The following is a 17,717-nucleotide window of genomic DNA, read 5'->3' on the forward strand; positions in this document are numbered from 1 at the left end:
CTACCTTGTATTTTCTATAATTTTTAGAATATATAATATTTATTCTATTTCTTCTAACAGCTTAAATTTTGTTGCAAGTGCAACAAGGTTGTGGTAAAATTTATTTATAAATTTTTATTGTATTTGCAACAAAATATATTTTAAAGGGGTTTATTATGACAGAAATTCTTCGTGAGATAGGAATGATAGCAAGGGCATTAGATTCTATAAGTAATATAGAATTTAAAGAATATGACCTTACAAAAGGGCAGTATTTGTACCTTGTGAGAATATATGAAAATCCAGGAATAATTCAAGAAAAATTATCTGATATGATAAAAGTAGATAGAACAACAGTATCCCGTGCCTTAAAGAAATTGGAGGTTAATGGATTTATTGAAAAGAAGACAGATAAGACTAATAAAAAAATCAATAAACTTTTTCCAACAGAGAAGGGTGAAAATACTTATCATTTTATTAAAAGAGAACATGACTATTCCAATACTGTAGCATTAGAAGGATTTTCAGAAGAGGAAATGGAAATAATCTCTAACCTTCTTCAAAGAGTAAGAAAAAACATAGAAAAAGATTGGGATTTTGTGAAAAAAGGAAACAAAAGAAATTATTGATTATACAAAGGGGTGATTTAATTAAATGACTATAAATATAAAAAAGTGTAATGTTGAAGATTTGCCTAAACTTCTAGAAATTAGTTATGAAACATTTAATGAGACATTTAAGAATCAGAATTCTCCAGAAAATATAAAAGCTTATCTAGAAAGGGCATTTAACTTGAAACAATTAGAAAAAGAATTATCCAATATTTCTTCACAATTCTTTTTCGTATATTTAAATAATGAAGTCGCTGGATATTTAAAAATCAATATAAATGATGCTCAATCTGAAGAAATGTCTGATGAATCTCTTGAAATTGAAAGAATCTATATAAAAAGAAAATTTCAAAAACACGGTTTAGGCATGTATTTATTAAATAAAGCTATAGAAATTGCGATGGAATTTAACAAAAAGAAAATCTGGTTAGGTGTGTGGGAAAAAAATGAAAATGCTATTGCTTTTTATGAAAAAATGGGCTTTGTCCAAACTGGATCCCACTCTTTTTATATGGGCAATGAAGAACAGGTAGACTTTATAATGACTAAGATACTCATATAATTTAATGGAGTTACTATTTACTTTAAGGAGGTATATTTAAATGACTAAATTTGTTGTTGAAGAGGACTTTTGGGGTTTATTTCCTAATGCAAGAATTGGTGTTGTTGTTTGCCATAACATAAATAACTTTATAATAGATGAGGATAAATATAAGGAAATGATACTTATCTCAGAAAAACAGGCCTTAAAATATTTAAATAATGAAATATTCAGCAGTAATGAGGTTATAAAGGTATGGAGAGAGGCCTTTCAAAAATTTAAGACAAAGAAAGGAGCACGATCATCAATTGAAGCACTGTTAAAGCGAGTGCATAAGGGGAACCATTTAGGGACTATTAATCCTCTAGTTGATATTTACAACTCTATTTCATTAAAATATGGATTGCCTTGTGGTGGGGAAGATATTGATACATTTGTTGGAAATATAAGATTAACTAAGGCAGTTGGAAATGAAAGTTTTGTTACATTAGGAGCAGAGGAAAATTCACCACCCTATGAAGGGGAAGTAATATATAAGGATGATGAAGGTGCAATTTGTAGATGCTGGAATTGGAGAGAAGCAGTGAGGACAATGCTTACTGAAAATACAAGAAATGCTTTTCTGTGCATTGAATTGGTTGATGAAAGTAGATTAGCAGAGTTTGAGAGTGCTTTAAAGGAATTGTCGGAAGCAGTACAAGATAATTTGGGTGGGATATGCGAAATTTCAATTTTAGATATTAACAATAAAGAAGTTTTAATAAGATAATTTTGAAAAAGAATTTTATTTAAGATTTTTATATCTATATATTAGCTTTTATTATAATACTAAATTATATTTACCAGAAATCTAAAAGGATTAGATTCGCCTTGTTTTAGGAAGGGACTATATTATAAAAAGGGGGAGGAACTATGTTTAGAAAAATGAGAAGGAATAAACAGTTATTATCTATAGATGATATTGTAGCCGTAATGGAGAGATGTACCAACGGTGTATTAGCATGTATGGGTGATAATGATTATCCTTATGCAGTTCCGCTTAGTTATGTTTACTTTGACAACAAGATTTACTTTCATTCAGCAAAAGTTGGTCATAAAGTAGATGCTATTATAAAAAATCCGAAGGTGTCTTTTTCAGTAATTGATGAAGATACAATCGTAAGTGGAGAGTACACGACCTATTTTCGTAGTGTCATTGCATTTGGAAAAGCAAGAGTTGTTGAGGGCGATGAATGGGTCAAGGGTTTTGAAGCTTTGGTTGAAAAATATTCAGGAGATCAGCCCAAAAAAGCAAAACAAAAAGAAATAAGTGGATGTACACAGTCTCATGTTATTGCAATTGATATTGAGCATATAACTGGGAAGGAAGCTATTGAATACATCAGGGCAAAGCAGTAGAAGAATTTATATAATGGAAACCTTATCAATAGATTAGATATTATATTATTTTATAGATAAAGAACCATGTTCAACATAAAAATCTTAGTTTATATATTTTATATAACTCCAAAACTTAATATAGAAATTCAAAGAGGCGAAGTCTTCGGTCAACTTATGATCGATAGGCTTCGCCCTTTTTTTATGCCTAAAAACAGAAAGAAAGGATTTGAGGACAATGTCAAAATTATTTATGTATGGCACTTCATTGGAGGGGATAGAACAGCTAATGGTTATGGTGCCAAATTTTCAACCAAGGAGAAATGGCATAGTTATTAATAATTATTTTAATTGTGAGGGAGGTGTTAAGGATTGTAATTCCAGCTTAATTAATGTTAGTAATAGATGCAATGATTGTGGATACATTCATTCTAGTTTCTTATCTAATATGGATAAGGTTAGTTACAAAGGTTTAATAAATGAATGCTTTAGAAAAATAAGAAATTATTCATTTAAAGACAGGCTGAAATATCTTACAGATAGCTTTAAAGGAGAAGTATTCTTAAATTCCAATCATAAGGAAAGGTTCTACCATGTGGTTGACGAACAAGATCTTGATATCTACGATATATCTCCAAGATATATTGCCGTCATATTTCTTCTTACTTCTGATGAGACTCTATGGAATCTACTAGAGCATACAGTAAAACCAAATGGATTTGATTTTAATAAGTGTAACCTTAAGCAAATAAGTACAGAAGGCTATGCCATATACCAAATGGCTAAAACCATATGGACAGGAAAAGAAAGTATTGAGATTAATGAAATAGCTGATGTAGATTTAATTGATGATAAGACCTTTAAGACTATTATTAATGCTTCACTAATTACAAGATATGGTACAGATATATTTTTAATTACAAAGTAGAATGGAGGGACAAGACGTGAACATAACAATTAAAAAATCTAATGGAGAAAATGAAAAGACTAGAACTATATGGTTTCCCATTGAAGAAGAAAATTTAGATAAGATATGCAGTGAACTAGGAATAGGAATGACTACAGAACCAAATTGCCATATTGAAAATAGCATGGATAGAAATTTTATAAACATACTGCATGATAAAAACTGTAATATAGATGAACTAAACTATTTGATGAAAAGGCTGGATGGGTTTAGTAAAAAGGAGATAGAAAGATTTTATGCTACATCCTTTGCAGAAAATCCTAAGACAATGGCAGAGTTAATAAATCTAAGTTTTAATATGCATTGCTATAGTCTTGTATCTGACTTTAATGATTTGGAAAAGGTGGGAAAAGACCTATATCTAACAGAGAGGCAAGCAGTATCGACAAAAGAATTAGATGAACTTGATGGTGAATCATATGCAATGGATGTAATAAAAAATAACCCTAATCCTATAATCACACCATATGGAGTCCTATATAAAAATAGTAATGTACCTGAACAAGTATATAACGGAAAGCAGTTCCCTCCATATATATGGAAAGAAACAATAGCAGCAGCACAGCTGACTGCAAAGGGAGAGAATGAATATATCTATCTTCCTTGTTCAGATGTTGAAGTTGAAAAAGCATTGATGAGATTAGAAACACCTTATCTCCATGATTGTGAGGTGGCAGTTGATAGCCATAGTTTTCCCGACAGTATACTAAATATTGTTTCTGAAAGTACAACACCAGTAATTAAGGTAGATGCCTTAAATAATTTAGCAAAGCATTATAGTGAGATGGGAAGTCAAGATACAAGATATTTTGAAAAACTTATGGATCATATTAAGCCTCGAACTATTGATGAAGTATTTGCACTTGCAGAATCCATGTATGAATTTGAACTATTTGATGGCATTAAAGATATGGAAAGCTACGGAAGATATATGATATGCGAATCAGGACGTTTTGAATACGATCCAAATCTTGAAGAATACATTGATTTTAAAAGATATGGCGGAGAAAAAATAGCACAGGAAGATGGAGCATTTTCAGATAAGGGATATATTATTTATCATGGATACAATCAAAAGCTTGCCAATTTATTATTCGAAAATCTAGGAATAATGATTCCTGAAGATAAAGAATTAAAGACATTAAAACTATATATGCCTTTAACTGTTACAACCTATGATATTGAAAATGATTATGGCGATAGAGAAACCTTAAATGAACCAATGGAATTAGGAAACTATGAAATAGTTGATTATATTGATGAGATCCTTGAAGCCATAGGAAGAGATACTCTTCCAGAAGAAAAAGAAAGAGGCCTTATGCGTTACTATGATGAACATGACAGTGTAAATGGGAAGGTAGCTAAATATGAATTTTCTGTTGAAATGGTAGATGATGAACTAATGGGTGTAGCAATACTAACATTAAATGATGATTTAACCTATAAAGAGCTTGGGAAAATAAAAGAAAATGTGATTGGTCAGGCTGCAGATGGCTGGGGTGAGTCTTTTGAGCAAAGAGAAATAAGCACAGATATGGGAGATGTATATATAAGTTTTTGGAATAGCAGTAAGAGCTGGTTTATTAAAACAGCAGAAGAAATGGGAATAAATCAAAATCAAATAATGGGAGGCATGAAATTTGAATAATAGAAATCAAGTAGAAAAAATTAAAAAGATGTACCCTGCAGGAACAAGAATAGAGTTACTTTCAACCATGGATGATCAGCAAGGAGTTGAGAAAGGGACTAAAGGTACAGTGATTCTGGTAGATGATATAGGAACTATACACATGAAATGGGATAATGGCAGAGGCCTTGGTCTTATTCCCGAAGAAGATAATTTCAAAGTCTTATCCAAACCACAAGAAGAAATCAAAGAATCTGAAGAACACTCCAAAGAACAGTCCCAAGGGATGGGAGGTATGAGTCTATGAGAGATTTAAATTATATGTGGAAAAGGCTTGAAGGAACAGAAGAAGAGAAAGCCTATCTAGATAGGCGATTCAATAAAATGTCAGTTAAAGAGCAATATGTCTTAGAAGGTGCAATTCAAATTATCGGAATATATACTGCAGCAGATATGATTAATCTTACTGAACAGTTAAGCAGTTTTGACTTTTATTATAAAGCTATTGATGAAAAATCCCTTGGAGAATATGTGGCTAAACATAAGGAGGATGCATCTGATGAGATACTTCCATTTATAAATACAGAAAAACTTGGCACTGAATACCATGATGACTTTGAAGGTGCATTTACAAACAAAGGCTATATAATTGAAAGGAAAGCTGTAAAACAAATTTATGATGGCTCAAACCTAGATAAGCTGACAGGGGATAATTGGACTATAAAAGTTAAAGTTGGAAGTAAAAAGTATCCAGAGGGCTTATGGATAAGCCTTCCTGATTACGGATCTTTTACTTTAGAACCTGATGAGCTAGATATTGCATTAGATGTACTTGGGTTAGAGAAGTGGGATGAAGGATATTTATTAGATGCAAAATGTATATTCCCAAATATTACAGAATTAAAAAACCAGTATGATTCCATAGAAGAATTAATTGAGAGTGGTAATAATCTAGGTTATGCTTGTGATGAGCAAGATCAAGGGAAAGATTTTTATATGGAACATTTAGAATCAGCTATGGAGATTGAAGGGTGTAGCAGACTTGATTTTGCCCTTGATATCTCTCAAAATCTTGACTGCTATGACTTTGTACCAAAAGGCGCTAATTTTGAAAAGTACGGAAGAATTATGGCAGAGAAACATGGCATCGTAAAGCCAGATTCAATATTAGGAGAAAACTTTGACTATGTAAAATATGCTATGGCAGTTATAGAAAAGGAGGAGTTAGAGCATTGCAAGCATGGTTTTATTAAAAGAAATGAAGAGAAGTTCTACTATGAATTCAGTAAAGAGCCAGATAGCATGGAAATATCCATGGAATAGAAAACTTCTCATAGCTATATTAAGTAACTTGTGATATATTGTGGTGCTTGAAGGAGGTGCACCATGGAAGATATTATTGAAATACTGGAAGAAGCGGTAACTGAGAGACTGGAAATAGCATATTTTAAATTGATTAAGGAAAATGAGGAAGTAAAGCAAGGAGTAGAAATGGTAAAGGAATTAAGTATAAGGCTATATGGAAATACTGATATTCCAAAAGAAGTAAGAAGACAGATTGAAGACTATAAAGACATATCTGACTTTGTAGAAAGGGAGATGCAAAAACATATTTATTTAGAAGGGATAAAAGATAGTATTAAACTCTTAAGAGAACTTGGTGTACTAAGATAGCGCGGAAGATATCCGTGTTTTTTTATACCCAAAATTAAAAAGGCCGATTGTTAGCTGATATTACAGCAAAACAGTCGGCCTTTTTTTGTGTCCAAAAACATGGAAGGGAAAAGGAGGCAGGGAGGTGGAAGAAAAATTTTCAACCTATATAAAAGAGTATCATACAGGAAAAGAAAAGGCTGTGTCCAGTGCATATCTTCAAAATAGATTATGCATCAGCTCCAGAACTGTCAGGAGACTAGTAAACCAATTAAGAAATGACGGAAGTCCTATATGCAGCGGTGACAAGGGATACTATTATGCCGCTGACAGAGAGGAACTTATTGCAAGCATCAGGCAGATGACAAGCCGAATAAAGGAGATATCCAAAGCGAGGAGAGGGTTAATCAAGGCATTGGAACATTTCCCAGATGATAGTGACCAGCTGAAATTGAACCTTGATGATAAAACAGAGGAGGAGTGATGAAATATTAATAGTTTTATGAGTTGGATAGGCGGAAAGAAGGCTTTAAGGGAGTTAATAGTATCAGTATTCCCCCTCTATTATGAACGATATATAGAAGTGTTTGGAGGCGGAGGCTGGGTTTTATTCCATAAACCTCCTGGCAATGATTTTGAAGTATATAACGATTTTAATGGACTCTTGACTAATCTCTATCGCTGTGTAAGGGAAAAACCTGATGAGTTAATAGAGGCACTGCATTTTGTGTTAAATTCTAGGGAGGATTTTGACATAGTAAAGAATGCACTTGCAAGGGATAGTCCTGCAAGTGATGTAGAAAGAGCCTCATATTTTTATCAGCTGATTCGCTACAGCTATGCATCAGGACTTACAAGCTATGGCAGTCAGCCTCATGATATGTGGGTTAATTTCCCCTTAATTGAACAGGCACATAGAAGACTTAGTAAAGTAGTTATTGAAAATAAGGATTTTGAAAAGCTGATAAGGCAGTATGATCGCCCTGTCAGCTTTTTCTATGCAGATCCACCCTATTATGAGACAGAAAAATACTATAAGAATGTCGGTGAAGATGGATTCAAAGAAGAGGATCATATAAGGCTTCGGGACACCTTAATGGATATAGAAGGGAAGTTCCTGCTTTCCTATAATGACTGTGAGTTTATAAGAAATCTATATGATGCACCAAATATTCAGATTGAAAGCTTTACCCGTATCAATAATATTAAACAGCGTTATGACAATGGTGCCCAGTTTCCAGAAATACTTATATCAAATTATGATATGCAGGAAAGGAAGGAAAACAATCCTTCACAAATAAATATATTTGAAATGAACAATGAACTTTAAAATGAGGAGGAATTCCATATGAAAATTATAAAAGAAAATTCTAATAGAAATATCATTATACCAATTGAGGTACTAAAGGCTTCAAGTCTTTTAGATAGTGAAGATATTGAATTAAAATCATTGGAAAATGGATTTGTATTAATGAAAGGAACTATGAATGCAATGGAACTTATTAAACTAGCTGAAGGACTTAAGAGCTTATCAGAAGAGTTAATAGTACATCTTGCAGGAGTTTGCGGAAGATGTCTTGACTGTTCATACTGTGAAAAATTTGAAGAATATGATGAGATTATGGTACCTGATTATCTTTTAGAAGAAGCAGGAATACCCATTGATGCGAAACTTTGTGCCTATACAGAAGAAGATAGTGGCGAGGTGGTGGTTATGCAGGCAGATTATGATTATGACATAGCTGATGTACCAAACTTTGTAATTGATATTTTTGAAATGTCAGGAATCTGTATCAGAGAATTAGAAGAAAAATTAATGACAGATAATATTGTCTATGGAGATGAATAATCATCAGAAAGAGTAATTATATGAGACTGGAGGTGTAGTATGAGCAGGATCCATTTAAAAAATGGGCGTATTATTTATTATGGAAATCCAGCAGGTTATGTAGAAGACAATATAGCAACTGTGGACTTCATATTTAAAAGTGAGGAATTAGAAAACTGGATTCAGCAGAGGAAACTAATACCGAAATGGAAGGAAGGAGTATTTGAAAGATTGTCAGGAAAAGATGGATTTAATTTCAATGAAGAAGAATTAATCTCACTAAAGAAATGCCGTATCTGGCAGTTAAAAACCGATGTAAGTCCAGAGAGAAAATTTATAGGATACGAAGAACTTAAAAGAACCTTTGGTGAACCTGATAAGGATAATTATAGAACTGCCTATGATGGGGAAATTGAAAGCAATGATTTGGAAGAAATCTATACAAAATTCAATTTAAATCATCCCTATGGTTTTACTGGTCACTCACTGTCTATATCTGATGTAATCGAGCTTTATGATGATAATGGCAGTAAGTTTTTTTATGTGGATAGATTTGGATTTAAAGAAATTGACTTTGAATCCCAGGATCATGGACAAGACATGAATATGAGTATGTAAAATAAATAAATGGAGGAAAGTAGAATGAGAAATATGTTTGGTAAAGTAAATGAGTTAAGGTTAGGAAAAGTTACTGCAATAAAAACAGCAGTGAGTAACAATCGTGGAGAAGGCTATATTGATACAGCAGTAAAGATACTCATTGCTGTAGTATTAGGAGCACTGCTCTTAGCGGGATTATACATGTTATTCGGTGATGTAGTTATGCCGACTTTGAATGAAAGAATCCAAGAAATGTTCAATTATGCAGGGTAAGGGAGGAAGTTTAATAATGAAATATAAATCAAAAAGAATAATTAATATCCTTTTAATAGTTTGTATTCTATTGACTAACTTTATAGGATTTGTTTTTGCTGCAAAACATATATTTTCAGATAGTATAGGGCATTGGGCTGAGGAAACAATTAATATTCTTACTGAAAGAGGGGTTATTCAAGGATACCCTGATGGACTATCTCACCCGGATAACACTATTACAAGGGGAGAATTTTCAGCACTTTTAGCAAGAACTATGGAGCTTGAGTCCAAAGACAGTAGGAGTGTTGAACCAGCATTTGAAGATATTATAGGACATTTTGCCCAAAAGGATATAGAGGCACTTGTTAATGAAGGAATCATTATGATAGAGGACTATGGTAACTTATATGTCCCTAACGAGCCTATCAGCCGAATGGAAATAATTAAAATGTTAGTTAGAGCGACAGTAAAAGAAAACCACGATTCAAATTGTACTCGTGATACAGGATTTATTGATGAGGATAATCTAACTAAAGATGAAGTCGGATATATTTGTCTTGGAAAACAATATAATATTATTTCAGGTTACCCAGACAGAACTATTCGTCCTGATGGTGAATCCACTCGTGCTGAAGCCTTTACAATGCTCATTAGGCAGGAAAAGGCTAAAGAAAAGATAGAGGCAGATAAAGCTGATAATAAAAACAAACAAGAAGAACCTATAGATAAGGACTCGAATACTGAGAATAGCCCATCTTCAGGAGGAAGTTCAAATTATGTTCCTGCTCCAAAATATAGCTTTGAACTTCCCCTTACAGCTTATGTTGATGAAGAAATAGAAATTGTTCCTATGAGTTCAAATGTAAAGTCAGTTAAATGGGAGATTAGTAAAGATGTTATCCCTATAGATTTGATTTCAGCTATTGACGGAGAGCTAAGGGCAGATGGCGGTACTATTAAAATTAAATCTGCTGGCAGTTATACATTTACAGCTATAGCTGCAAATAGCAGAGGGAAAGAGATTAAACATGAACAGAATATGGATATTTATCCCATAGTTTCTGCTGAACTTAAATTACCTAAAACAGTCCATACAGATACTACAATAGAAGTTGACCTAGAGGTTGAAAATTTGGGAGACAGCCTTGTAGCATGGACAGTTCACAGGGATGGTAAGGAAATAGAATTTGATACTAATATTACAGGAGAACTTACAAACACTGGTGGTCTGATAATGTTCAACAACATAGGGGAATACGAATTAAAAGCCATTGTAACTGATGAATTGGGGAAAGAAACTATAGTAAGTGATGTAATTAAAATATATCCTGTGGGGGAAATAAAGTTAGAACTTAATAAAATAACCCATACTGATAAAAATATAACCTTAAAAACAGAAACAAAAAATACAGAAGATATGGACTTAGTATGGTCTCTTACTAGGAATGGAGAAGAGGTCAAGGTTTCAGAGTTTATTGAAGGAGATATTTCGTCAGTTGACAGTATCATAGGTTTTAAAGAAAAAGGTGTATACAATTTAACTCTTTCAGCTATAGATGAGACTGGCAGAACATTTACAGAGAAGGTATCAATTACTGTATATCCCGTAGGTTCTGCTGGTTTTTATTTGCCTGAAATATTCCATACAGATGATGAAATAAAAATTGAGACATCCTTTAAGGAAATAGGAAATCATGATGCAGAGTGGTCACTTATTAAAGATGGCAAAGAAGTAGTACTTTCAGATTTTGTTAATGGCAACTTAAACAATGAAGGAGGAATAGCTTCATTTCCTCATAAAGGTGAATATACTCTGAAAGTTTCCTTCACTGATGATGGAGGAAGAATATATGACTATGAGCAAGGTTTTAAAGTTTATCCTGTGCCAGATGTGGCTTATACACTAGCTGAATATGCCCATACCGACAGCAATGTTAATATCGAGGTAAACAGCACAGAGCTTGATGGACTGGAAATCGAATGGCTTGTAGATAATACCTATGGTTTTCAAGATTGGGAAACTTATGTAGATGGAAATCTAAATAATTCAGGTGGAGGTATCAGGTTTAAAAGGGCAGGTGTTTACGAACTTGTTGCTAGAATCACTGATAATACTGGCAGAATATTTCTCTTTGAATCAGGAGATAAAATAGAAGTTTTACCTATATTAGATATAGGATTTGAACTTCCTAAATCAGCTTATACGGACAGCATAATCAATATTAGAACCTATGGAAATAATAATGTAATTCCAGTGGAATGGAGCATCACTAAAGATGGCGAGGCTATATCTGAAGATCAAGCAATCTCTGGAAACTTAAATGCACAAGGGGGCAAAATTACTTTCCTTACAGAAGGAGATTATACATTGACTGCAAGAATGACAGACTTCCTAGAGAGAAATTTTTCATATAGTCAAGAGGTAAGAATAAATCCTGTAGTTCAATATAGTTTTACCATGCCTGATTCCATTCATTATGGAAAGGAATTTGAAGTAAGTACAGTTTCTGAAAATCTTGGAACTAATGAAGTTAAGTGGATATTAGAAAAATTAGGTGAGTCGGTAAATTACAATGGTGAACTTACAAATGACGGTGGGAAAATATCAATATCAGATACTGGAGAATTTACTCTTACGGCCTCAATCATAGATGGTGAAGGAAGAGTATTTACTCACAAAGAAAAAATTACTATTACCAATACTGCGCCAACAGTAACATTAACAGCCACACCAACAAGAACTGTTAAGGATGGCAAGTTCTTTGTTGATATTAAGGTAACAGTTGCTGATGCAGACGGAGATGCAACCACCTTGGAATTTGATGGAACAACCAATGACAACTATTATTCAGTAGGCACACATACGGTTCGTGTCCGAGCAAAGGATATAGCTGGAGCTTATTCTCCTTGGATGGAAAGGAGCTTTACAATAGTAAATTCAGCACCAACAGTAACATTAACAGCCATACCAACAAGAACTGTTAAGGATGGTAAATTTTTCGTTGATATAAAGGCAACAGCCAATGATGCAGATGGAGATGCAACTACCTTGGAATATGAGGGAACAACCAGTGATAACTATTATTCAGTGGGTACGCATACAGTTCGTGTCCGAGCAAAGGACATAGCAGGAGCTTACTCTCCTTGGTCAGAAAAGAGCTTTACAATAGTAAATTCAGCACCAACAGTAACATTAACAGCCACACCAACAAGAACTGTTAAGGATGGTAAATTCTTCGTTGATATAAAGGCAACAGCCAATGATGCAGATGGAGATGCAACCACCTTGGAATATGAAGGGAGAACCAGTGATAACTATTATTCAGTAGGCACACACACAGTTCGTGTCCGAGCAAAGGACATAGCAGGAGCTTACTCTCCTTGGGCAGAAAAGAGCTTTACAATTGCAAACTCAGCACCAACAGTAACATTAACAGCCACACCAACAAGAACTGTTAAGGATGGTAAATTCTTCGTTGATATAAAGGCAACAGCCAATGATGCAGATGGAGATGCAACCACCTTGGAATATGAAGGGAGAACCAGTGATAACTATTATTCAGTAGGTACACATACGGTTCGTGTCCGAGCAAGGGATATAGCAGGAGCATACTCCTCTTGGGCAGAAAAGAGCTTTACAATTGCAAACTCAGCACCGACTACTCCTGTAATTACTAGGACACCTAGCGGGAATAGTGTTGCTCCTGGTACTAATGTGACCATTACAGCTAAGAGCACTGATGCAGACAATGATCCAATTACCTATGTTTGGGAGGGACGTAATGCAGAAACACAAGTCTATCCATTAGGGAAAAATACAGTTCGTGTAAAGGCTGTGGATTCTACGGGTGCAGAATCTCCTTGGGCTGCGATTGTATTCTTTATAGCTGATTCAAACGGTGGTGGGGGTATGACGCTAACTGGCCCTGATTCAGTGATTCTAGAAAATGGATTGGATGGTGCGACTATTAGTGAATATACATTTACTGTCCCTCCTGTATCAGGACATAGTGGAAGTGACCATGGACGTGTTCGTGGATATAATGTGTTGACCAGACAATGGGATCAGCTTGACTATGGAACAACCAGCAATGGAATAACATTCAGCAGAACTTTAAGTACTGGAGTTTATTCTAAACTAGAATTTTATTATTACACAAACCATAATTGCATGTACAACAAATCAAATATAACCTATTCAGTGAGTTATCATTTTGAATAAAGGGGAGGCTAATCAATATGAAAAGAACGATTAGGAAAACAAATGATTATATCATAAATAAGTTTATAGCTATAAAATCGGCAACTAGCAATAATAGGGGAGAAGGATATATTGACACAGCTATAAAAATTCTTATTTCAGTAGTTTTAGGAGCATTACTTCTTGCAGGGTTATATATGTTATTCGGTGATGTAGTTATGCCAACATTAAATGAGAGAATCACAGATATGTTCAATTATGCAGGTTAATAGCATCTTACAAGGGGTGCTTTTTTATTTTCTGCTTTTGGCGGCCTCTTATACAGATATTAAAAGAAGAGAGATTCCAGATATAGTTTGTTTGCTCCTTGTATTAGCAGGATTGATGAATTTTAGTTATATAAATCTATTGGGAATATTTGTTGCATTACCCTTTCTTATAGCAGCAGTACTGAAAGAAAATAGTATCGGTGGGGGTGATATTAAGCTAACTGCTTCAGCAAGTATTGTCCTTGGATTTTGGAAGGGGACCTATGGACTAATAATAGGGCTTAGCTCTTTAGTAGTATTTTATTTATTATTTGTACTGATATCTAAGATAGAGAAAAAGCAAGTGGCAAAGAACTTATCTATGCCACTTGCTCCTTTTTTAGGGATAGGTTTTATAATAATGTATTTTATATAGGAAATTGTAAAATGATTTTTTGATAACTGTTGATAGAATCTAATAAAAAATAGCAAAAAAAAAGAAAAACAAGTTAAAGCAAGTGAAATAATTGGATTTAAGGGCAACCTTAATACACCTACGAACATTGAAATATCAATAACTTTAAGCATTAAGAAATTATGCAATTAGTGGTTTAAGACTTCTAAGATACTGTGGACAACTTAATCTGTGTGCGATAATTGCTGTGAATTGACTAGCAATTCCTGCAATAAGCACATCAGCTTTAGTAGTAAGATGGTCACGAGATTTTCTTCCGGCTATGCACATGTTCATTTTAAAATGGTTAATGGCTCTTTCTACAACAGTACGTATTTTATACAACTCATTCCATTCATCAGAATCACGTTGTAAGCCTGGAAACATACGAAAACTCATATTTTCATAAGTGTAAGTAGTTCTACCTTTTTTGGCAGTGCTGCACGGATTGTCACAATTACAAACAAATTGACCTCTTTCCATATGAACTTTAGGGCATATCCATTTTATACGGTCGGCACGACCCTTTTCACGGCAAGGCCCACAATATTTCATAACCAAAGAGGAGTCATTTGGACATAATGGATAACCATATTCATTGTAACCAACTTTTTTAAGAGTACTTTCATTCCTTGTATTGTAAGGGATAATTGCTTTTTTAAAATTAAATTCATCTTTTAAAAAAGTATAGGTTTCAATAGTATCAAAGGCGGAATCTCCAAGAAAAGTCGATGGGTGAAAATCAGGATGAAGTTCAAAGAAGTCTTGTAAAACCGGTTTTAATGCAGAAGAATCACCGATTGATTTATCCTCGTCAGGGGAATCGGATTTCTTGTCAATTTCAATATCTTGATGCTTTTGTTTGAAGTCATCATCCAAGAAAGCAATATTACGCACAAGTCCTAAACCATTGGTGATAATAGCAAATTTGTCGGCATAACAGAAATGACCATTAATGTACATCTGTTTAGCATCAGGAGAAGATGTAGCTTGAGAAGGCATTAGACCATAAGCCATTTTGTATGGATCAACGTTAAGATTATTCTTATAGTAAGTTTTAAGCTGTCTAATGAGAGTATTCAAATACTTAGGATTGTTTTCTTTAACATATAATTCAATTCCGGAAGTATCAAGTGTAATAATTGAAGCAAGGGTAGAATCGATAGCTTGACAGATAGGTTCAGTATAGTCAACCATTTTAGAGAACATAAGCTCTAATTGAGGTATAAAGGTCTGTTTAAAACGTGTAAACATAGGGGCGTCAGGCACTTTTGTAAAACCACAGAAATCACGCAATTCGCGACATAAAGAAAGTAAATTGATAAGTAAAGCATCAGTAGGAATGGTTAATATCTTCTGCAATATTAAAGCAGATAAAAATCCTTTTAAAGGATAATCCCTTTTTCTGCCTATTGATAAGTGGAAAGCACAGTAAAATTCCACTGGTATGAAATCACATAAATTAATATGTTCTTCTAATAGTGAGAAGAATGTAGATGTGTCAGATGTTAGTAAATCTTGACATTCACTGAAATTTTCAGCAAGTGTTAGCTGAGAGTATTTAATAGACATAAGTTTCCTCCTGTTGTAGTTTTTGTTTGTTGGTACTTACATTATACCATAACAGGAGAGAAATTTATATATAAGATTAACACTAAACCCATCTAAATCAATGGGTTTGGGCATTTAACAAATGCCTAATGTATTTTATAAAATAGGAGGGAAATCATATGGGTTTTTTAAAGAATAGAACAGTAATCGGAGTGATTTGTATCTTATTATCACTTCTTATATGCTTTGGACTTACACCACTGTTTAATAAAGGTATGAGTCAGAAGACGGAAATTGTAAGGGTAACAAAGGAGATTAAAGCAGGGGATGAAATCACAAAGGATATGGTTCAATCTGTGGAAGTAGGAGGTTTTAATCTGCCTGAAAATGTAATTCGTAGTAAAGAGACAATCATTGGTAAGTATGCCAAATCAGATTTAGGGATTGGAGATTATATTTTAAATACAAAAGTATCAGACATCCCAGCAGCTGAAAATGCCTATTTATATAATCTTGACGGAAGTAAACAAGCAATATCTATTACCATTAAGACCTTTGCCAATGGCCTCTCTGGAAAACTTCAAAGCGGGGATATTGTATCTGTAATTGCACCTGATTATAAAAAACAAGGAAAAACAGTTATTCCAGCAGAACTTAAATATGTAGAAGTGATTTCTGTAACTGCTTCATCAGGATACGATGCAAATACAGGCGACCAGTCAATTGAAGATGAAAGAGAACTGCCATCAACTGTAACTCTTCTAGTGTCTCCTGAACAAGGAAATATTCTTGCTGAGCTAGAAGCAGACTCGAAATTGCATTTATCCTTGGTATATAGAGGAACACCAGAAAATACAAAGAAGTTTACTGATATGCAGGAAGAAATAATAGAGAAACTCTACTCAGAAGAACAAGAAGAAATAGATGAAGAAGTATCAGAAGAAGGCATAGCTGAGGATACAAGAGAGGGCGAGGTGGAATAAATTGCTGAATTTCAAGAAGAAGAGTATCTTTGCACGAAAGACAGAGGAAAAAACAGAAGAAGAAATTCTGCATGGAGGGGTTTTGGCTGTCTGGGGAAGTCCCGGAAGCGGAAAAACAATTCTGGCTGCAAAGCTTGCCAAGTATCTTGCAGATAAGAAAAAGAATACAGTCCTATTACTATGTGATATGACAGCACCAATGCTGCCTTGTATCTGTCCCCCATCAGACCTTGAACATGAAAAATCCTTGGGAAGTATTCTTGCTGCAACCCATGTAAACGAGGCACTTGTAAAACATAATATGATTACCCATAAGAAACTATCATACCTGACGATTCTAGGTATGCTTAAAGGGGAAAATGAATATACCTATCCTCCTTATACAGAGGTTCAAGCAGGAGATCTGATTGAGAATTTACGTAAAATAGCACCATTTGTCATTATTGACTGCGGTAGTTATATAGCAAATGATATTTTATCTGCAGTTGCACTTATGGAATCTGACTCAGTTTTAAGATTGGCTAATTGTGATTTGAAAAGTATAAGTTATTTATCAAGCCAATTACCACTGCTTCGTGACAGTAAATGGGATTCAGATAAGCAATATAAGGTAGTATCAAATCTAAAGCCGCAGCAGAGTGTTGATAATATAAGTCAAGCACTTGGAAGTGTGGCTTTTAAACTTCCACATTCACAGGAACTGGAAGAACAATATCTTGCAGGAAACCTCTTTGCAGATTTAACAATGAAGGACAGCAGATCCTTTCGTAAGGAAATTGAGAAGATTGCAAAGGAGGTATTTGGTTGCTAGGTAAAAAAAGAAATAAAGCTGTGTTTTTAAA

General features: G+C 34.0%; 20 protein-coding genes. 19 read left to right on the plus strand and 1 reads right to left on the minus strand.

Features of this window, described 5'->3' with window-relative positions; all coding sequences use genetic code 11:
* Window positions 1-155 precede the first annotated feature (155 nt).
* The 17 genes from U8307_RS08575 to U8307_RS08655 all read left to right on the plus strand — a co-directional run bounded on the left by U8307_RS08575 (window position 156) and on the right by U8307_RS08655 (window position 14,323).
* The gene (locus U8307_RS08575) at window positions 156-608 is read left to right on the plus strand and encodes a MarR family winged helix-turn-helix transcriptional regulator (protein WP_326906980.1); all 453 of its coding nucleotides are present in this window, start codon (window positions 156-158) and stop codon (window positions 606-608) included.
* A gap of 25 nt (window positions 609-633) precedes the next feature.
* Window positions 634-1,152 carry a GNAT family N-acetyltransferase gene (locus U8307_RS08580; protein ID WP_216521510.1) on the plus strand — a complete coding sequence of 173 codons (519 nt, stop codon included), beginning with the start codon at window positions 634-636 and terminating at the stop codon, window positions 1,150-1,152.
* Between the two features lie 40 nt (window positions 1,153-1,192).
* Entirely contained in the window at window positions 1,193-1,900 is a 708-nt protein-coding gene (locus U8307_RS08585) for a B3/B4 domain-containing protein (RefSeq protein ID WP_026894226.1), read from the plus strand.
* 143 nt (window positions 1,901-2,043) lie between these two features.
* Window positions 2,044-2,529: a pyridoxamine 5'-phosphate oxidase family protein gene (locus tag U8307_RS08590; RefSeq protein ID WP_026894227.1), complete on the plus strand. Its 486-nt coding sequence runs from the start codon at window positions 2,044-2,046 to the stop codon at window positions 2,527-2,529.
* A 217-nt stretch (window positions 2,530-2,746) separates the two neighbouring features.
* Complete coding sequence (locus U8307_RS08595) at window positions 2,747-3,436, plus strand: hypothetical protein (RefSeq protein ID WP_326906984.1); 690 nt, start codon at window positions 2,747-2,749, stop codon at window positions 3,434-3,436.
* Between the two features lie 16 nt (window positions 3,437-3,452).
* A complete protein-coding gene (locus U8307_RS08600) occupies window positions 3,453-5,123 on the plus strand; it encodes an antirestriction protein ArdA (protein WP_326906986.1) in 1,671 nt (556 codons plus the stop codon).
* Window positions 5,116-5,409, plus strand: coding sequence for a DUF4314 domain-containing protein (locus U8307_RS08605; RefSeq protein WP_326906988.1), 294 nt, complete (start codon window positions 5,116-5,118; stop codon window positions 5,407-5,409). The genes U8307_RS08600 and U8307_RS08605 overlap by 8 nt, the downstream gene beginning before the upstream one ends.
* A complete protein-coding gene (locus U8307_RS08610) occupies window positions 5,406-6,425 on the plus strand; it encodes a hypothetical protein (RefSeq protein ID WP_326906990.1) in 1,020 nt (339 codons plus the stop codon). The genes U8307_RS08605 and U8307_RS08610 overlap by 4 nt, the downstream gene beginning before the upstream one ends.
* 63 nt (window positions 6,426-6,488) lie before the next feature.
* Entirely contained in the window at window positions 6,489-6,776 is a 288-nt protein-coding gene (locus U8307_RS08615; RefSeq protein ID WP_326906992.1) for a hypothetical protein, read from the plus strand.
* A gap of 124 nt (window positions 6,777-6,900) precedes the next feature.
* The gene (locus U8307_RS08620) at window positions 6,901-7,239 is read left to right on the plus strand and encodes an HTH domain-containing protein (protein WP_326906994.1); all 339 of its coding nucleotides are present in this window, start codon (window positions 6,901-6,903) and stop codon (window positions 7,237-7,239) included.
* A gap of 18 nt (window positions 7,240-7,257) precedes the next feature.
* A complete protein-coding gene (locus U8307_RS08625; protein WP_326906996.1) occupies window positions 7,258-8,085 on the plus strand; it encodes a DNA adenine methylase in 828 nt (275 codons plus the stop codon).
* Window positions 8,086-8,103: 18 nt separating this feature from the next.
* On the plus strand, window positions 8,104-8,604 hold the full coding sequence (locus U8307_RS08630) for a hypothetical protein (RefSeq protein WP_326906997.1): 501 nt from the start codon (window positions 8,104-8,106) through the stop codon (window positions 8,602-8,604).
* A gap of 39 nt (window positions 8,605-8,643) precedes the next feature.
* Window positions 8,644-9,201 carry a YodL domain-containing protein gene (locus U8307_RS08635; protein WP_185594156.1) on the plus strand — a complete coding sequence of 186 codons (558 nt, stop codon included), beginning with the start codon at window positions 8,644-8,646 and terminating at the stop codon, window positions 9,199-9,201.
* A gap of 33 nt (window positions 9,202-9,234) precedes the next feature.
* Window positions 9,235-9,456 carry a DUF6133 family protein gene (locus tag U8307_RS08640; protein WP_326911582.1) on the plus strand — a complete coding sequence of 74 codons (222 nt, stop codon included), beginning with the start codon at window positions 9,235-9,237 and terminating at the stop codon, window positions 9,454-9,456.
* 16 nt (window positions 9,457-9,472) lie between these two features.
* Window positions 9,473-13,660: an S-layer homology domain-containing protein gene (locus U8307_RS08645; RefSeq protein WP_326907002.1), complete on the plus strand. Its 4,188-nt coding sequence runs from the start codon at window positions 9,473-9,475 to the stop codon at window positions 13,658-13,660.
* 17 nt (window positions 13,661-13,677) lie between these two features.
* Window positions 13,678-13,908 carry a DUF6133 family protein gene (locus U8307_RS08650; RefSeq protein WP_326907004.1) on the plus strand — a complete coding sequence of 77 codons (231 nt, stop codon included), beginning with the start codon at window positions 13,678-13,680 and terminating at the stop codon, window positions 13,906-13,908.
* Window positions 13,898-14,323, plus strand: coding sequence for a prepilin peptidase (locus tag U8307_RS08655; protein ID WP_326911584.1), 426 nt, complete (start codon window positions 13,898-13,900; stop codon window positions 14,321-14,323). The genes U8307_RS08650 and U8307_RS08655 overlap by 11 nt, the downstream gene beginning before the upstream one ends.
* Window positions 14,324-14,482: 159 nt before the next feature.
* Here the strand turns inward: U8307_RS08655 and U8307_RS08660 are convergent, their stop codons facing one another.
* A complete protein-coding gene (locus U8307_RS08660) occupies window positions 14,483-15,913 on the minus strand; it encodes a transposase (protein ID WP_326906634.1) in 1,431 nt (476 codons plus the stop codon).
* Between the two features lie 158 nt (window positions 15,914-16,071).
* Between U8307_RS08660 and cpaB the strand changes: the two genes are divergently transcribed.
* Together cpaB and U8307_RS08670 are read left to right on the plus strand one after the other, a co-directional pair.
* Window positions 16,072-16,875 carry a Flp pilus assembly protein CpaB gene (gene cpaB, locus U8307_RS08665; RefSeq protein ID WP_326907006.1) on the plus strand — a complete coding sequence of 268 codons (804 nt, stop codon included), beginning with the start codon at window positions 16,072-16,074 and terminating at the stop codon, window positions 16,873-16,875.
* A 1-nt stretch (window position 16,876) separates the two neighbouring features.
* Window positions 16,877-17,686: a ParA family protein gene (locus U8307_RS08670; protein WP_326907008.1), complete on the plus strand. Its 810-nt coding sequence runs from the start codon at window positions 16,877-16,879 to the stop codon at window positions 17,684-17,686.
* Window positions 17,687-17,717: the final 31 nt, after the last annotated feature.

The sequence above is a fragment of the Sedimentibacter sp. MB31-C6 genome (genome assembly GCF_035934735.1).
In the GTDB taxonomy this organism is placed as follows: domain Bacteria; phylum Bacillota; class Clostridia; order Tissierellales; family Sedimentibacteraceae; genus Sedimentibacter.

Excerpts from the sequence above, each read along its gene's own strand:
- U8307_RS08575 (WP_326906980.1), top strand. The coding sequence starts at position 156 with ATGACAGAAATTCTTCGTGAGATAGGAATGATAGCAAGGGCATTAGAT.
- U8307_RS08630 (WP_326906997.1), top strand. The coding sequence starts at position 8,104 with ATGAAAATTATAAAAGAAAATTCTAATAGAAATATCATTATACCAATT.
- U8307_RS08580 (WP_216521510.1), top strand. The coding sequence starts at position 634 with ATGACTATAAATATAAAAAAGTGTAATGTTGAAGATTTGCCTAAACTT.
- U8307_RS08595 (WP_326906984.1), top strand. The coding sequence starts at position 2,747 with ATGTCAAAATTATTTATGTATGGCACTTCATTGGAGGGGATAGAACAG.
- U8307_RS08650 (WP_326907004.1), top strand. The coding sequence starts at position 13,678 with ATGAAAAGAACGATTAGGAAAACAAATGATTATATCATAAATAAGTTT.
- U8307_RS08625 (WP_326906996.1), top strand. The coding sequence starts at position 7,258 with ATGAGTTGGATAGGCGGAAAGAAGGCTTTAAGGGAGTTAATAGTATCA.
- U8307_RS08635 (WP_185594156.1), top strand. The coding sequence starts at position 8,644 with ATGAGCAGGATCCATTTAAAAAATGGGCGTATTATTTATTATGGAAAT.
- U8307_RS08640 (WP_326911582.1), top strand. The coding sequence starts at position 9,235 with ATGTTTGGTAAAGTAAATGAGTTAAGGTTAGGAAAAGTTACTGCAATA.
- U8307_RS08660 (WP_326906634.1), bottom strand. The coding sequence starts at position 15,913 with ATGTCTATTAAATACTCTCAGCTAACACTTGCTGAAAATTTCAGTGAA.
- U8307_RS08645 (WP_326907002.1), top strand. The coding sequence starts at position 9,473 with ATGAAATATAAATCAAAAAGAATAATTAATATCCTTTTAATAGTTTGT.
- U8307_RS08590 (WP_026894227.1), top strand. The coding sequence starts at position 2,044 with ATGTTTAGAAAAATGAGAAGGAATAAACAGTTATTATCTATAGATGAT.
- U8307_RS08610 (WP_326906990.1), top strand. The coding sequence starts at position 5,406 with ATGAGAGATTTAAATTATATGTGGAAAAGGCTTGAAGGAACAGAAGAA.
- U8307_RS08585 (WP_026894226.1), top strand. The coding sequence starts at position 1,193 with ATGACTAAATTTGTTGTTGAAGAGGACTTTTGGGGTTTATTTCCTAAT.
- U8307_RS08655 (WP_326911584.1), top strand. The coding sequence starts at position 13,898 with ATGCAGGTTAATAGCATCTTACAAGGGGTGCTTTTTTATTTTCTGCTT.
- U8307_RS08615 (WP_326906992.1), top strand. The coding sequence starts at position 6,489 with ATGGAAGATATTATTGAAATACTGGAAGAAGCGGTAACTGAGAGACTG.
- cpaB (WP_326907006.1), top strand. The coding sequence starts at position 16,072 with ATGGGTTTTTTAAAGAATAGAACAGTAATCGGAGTGATTTGTATCTTA.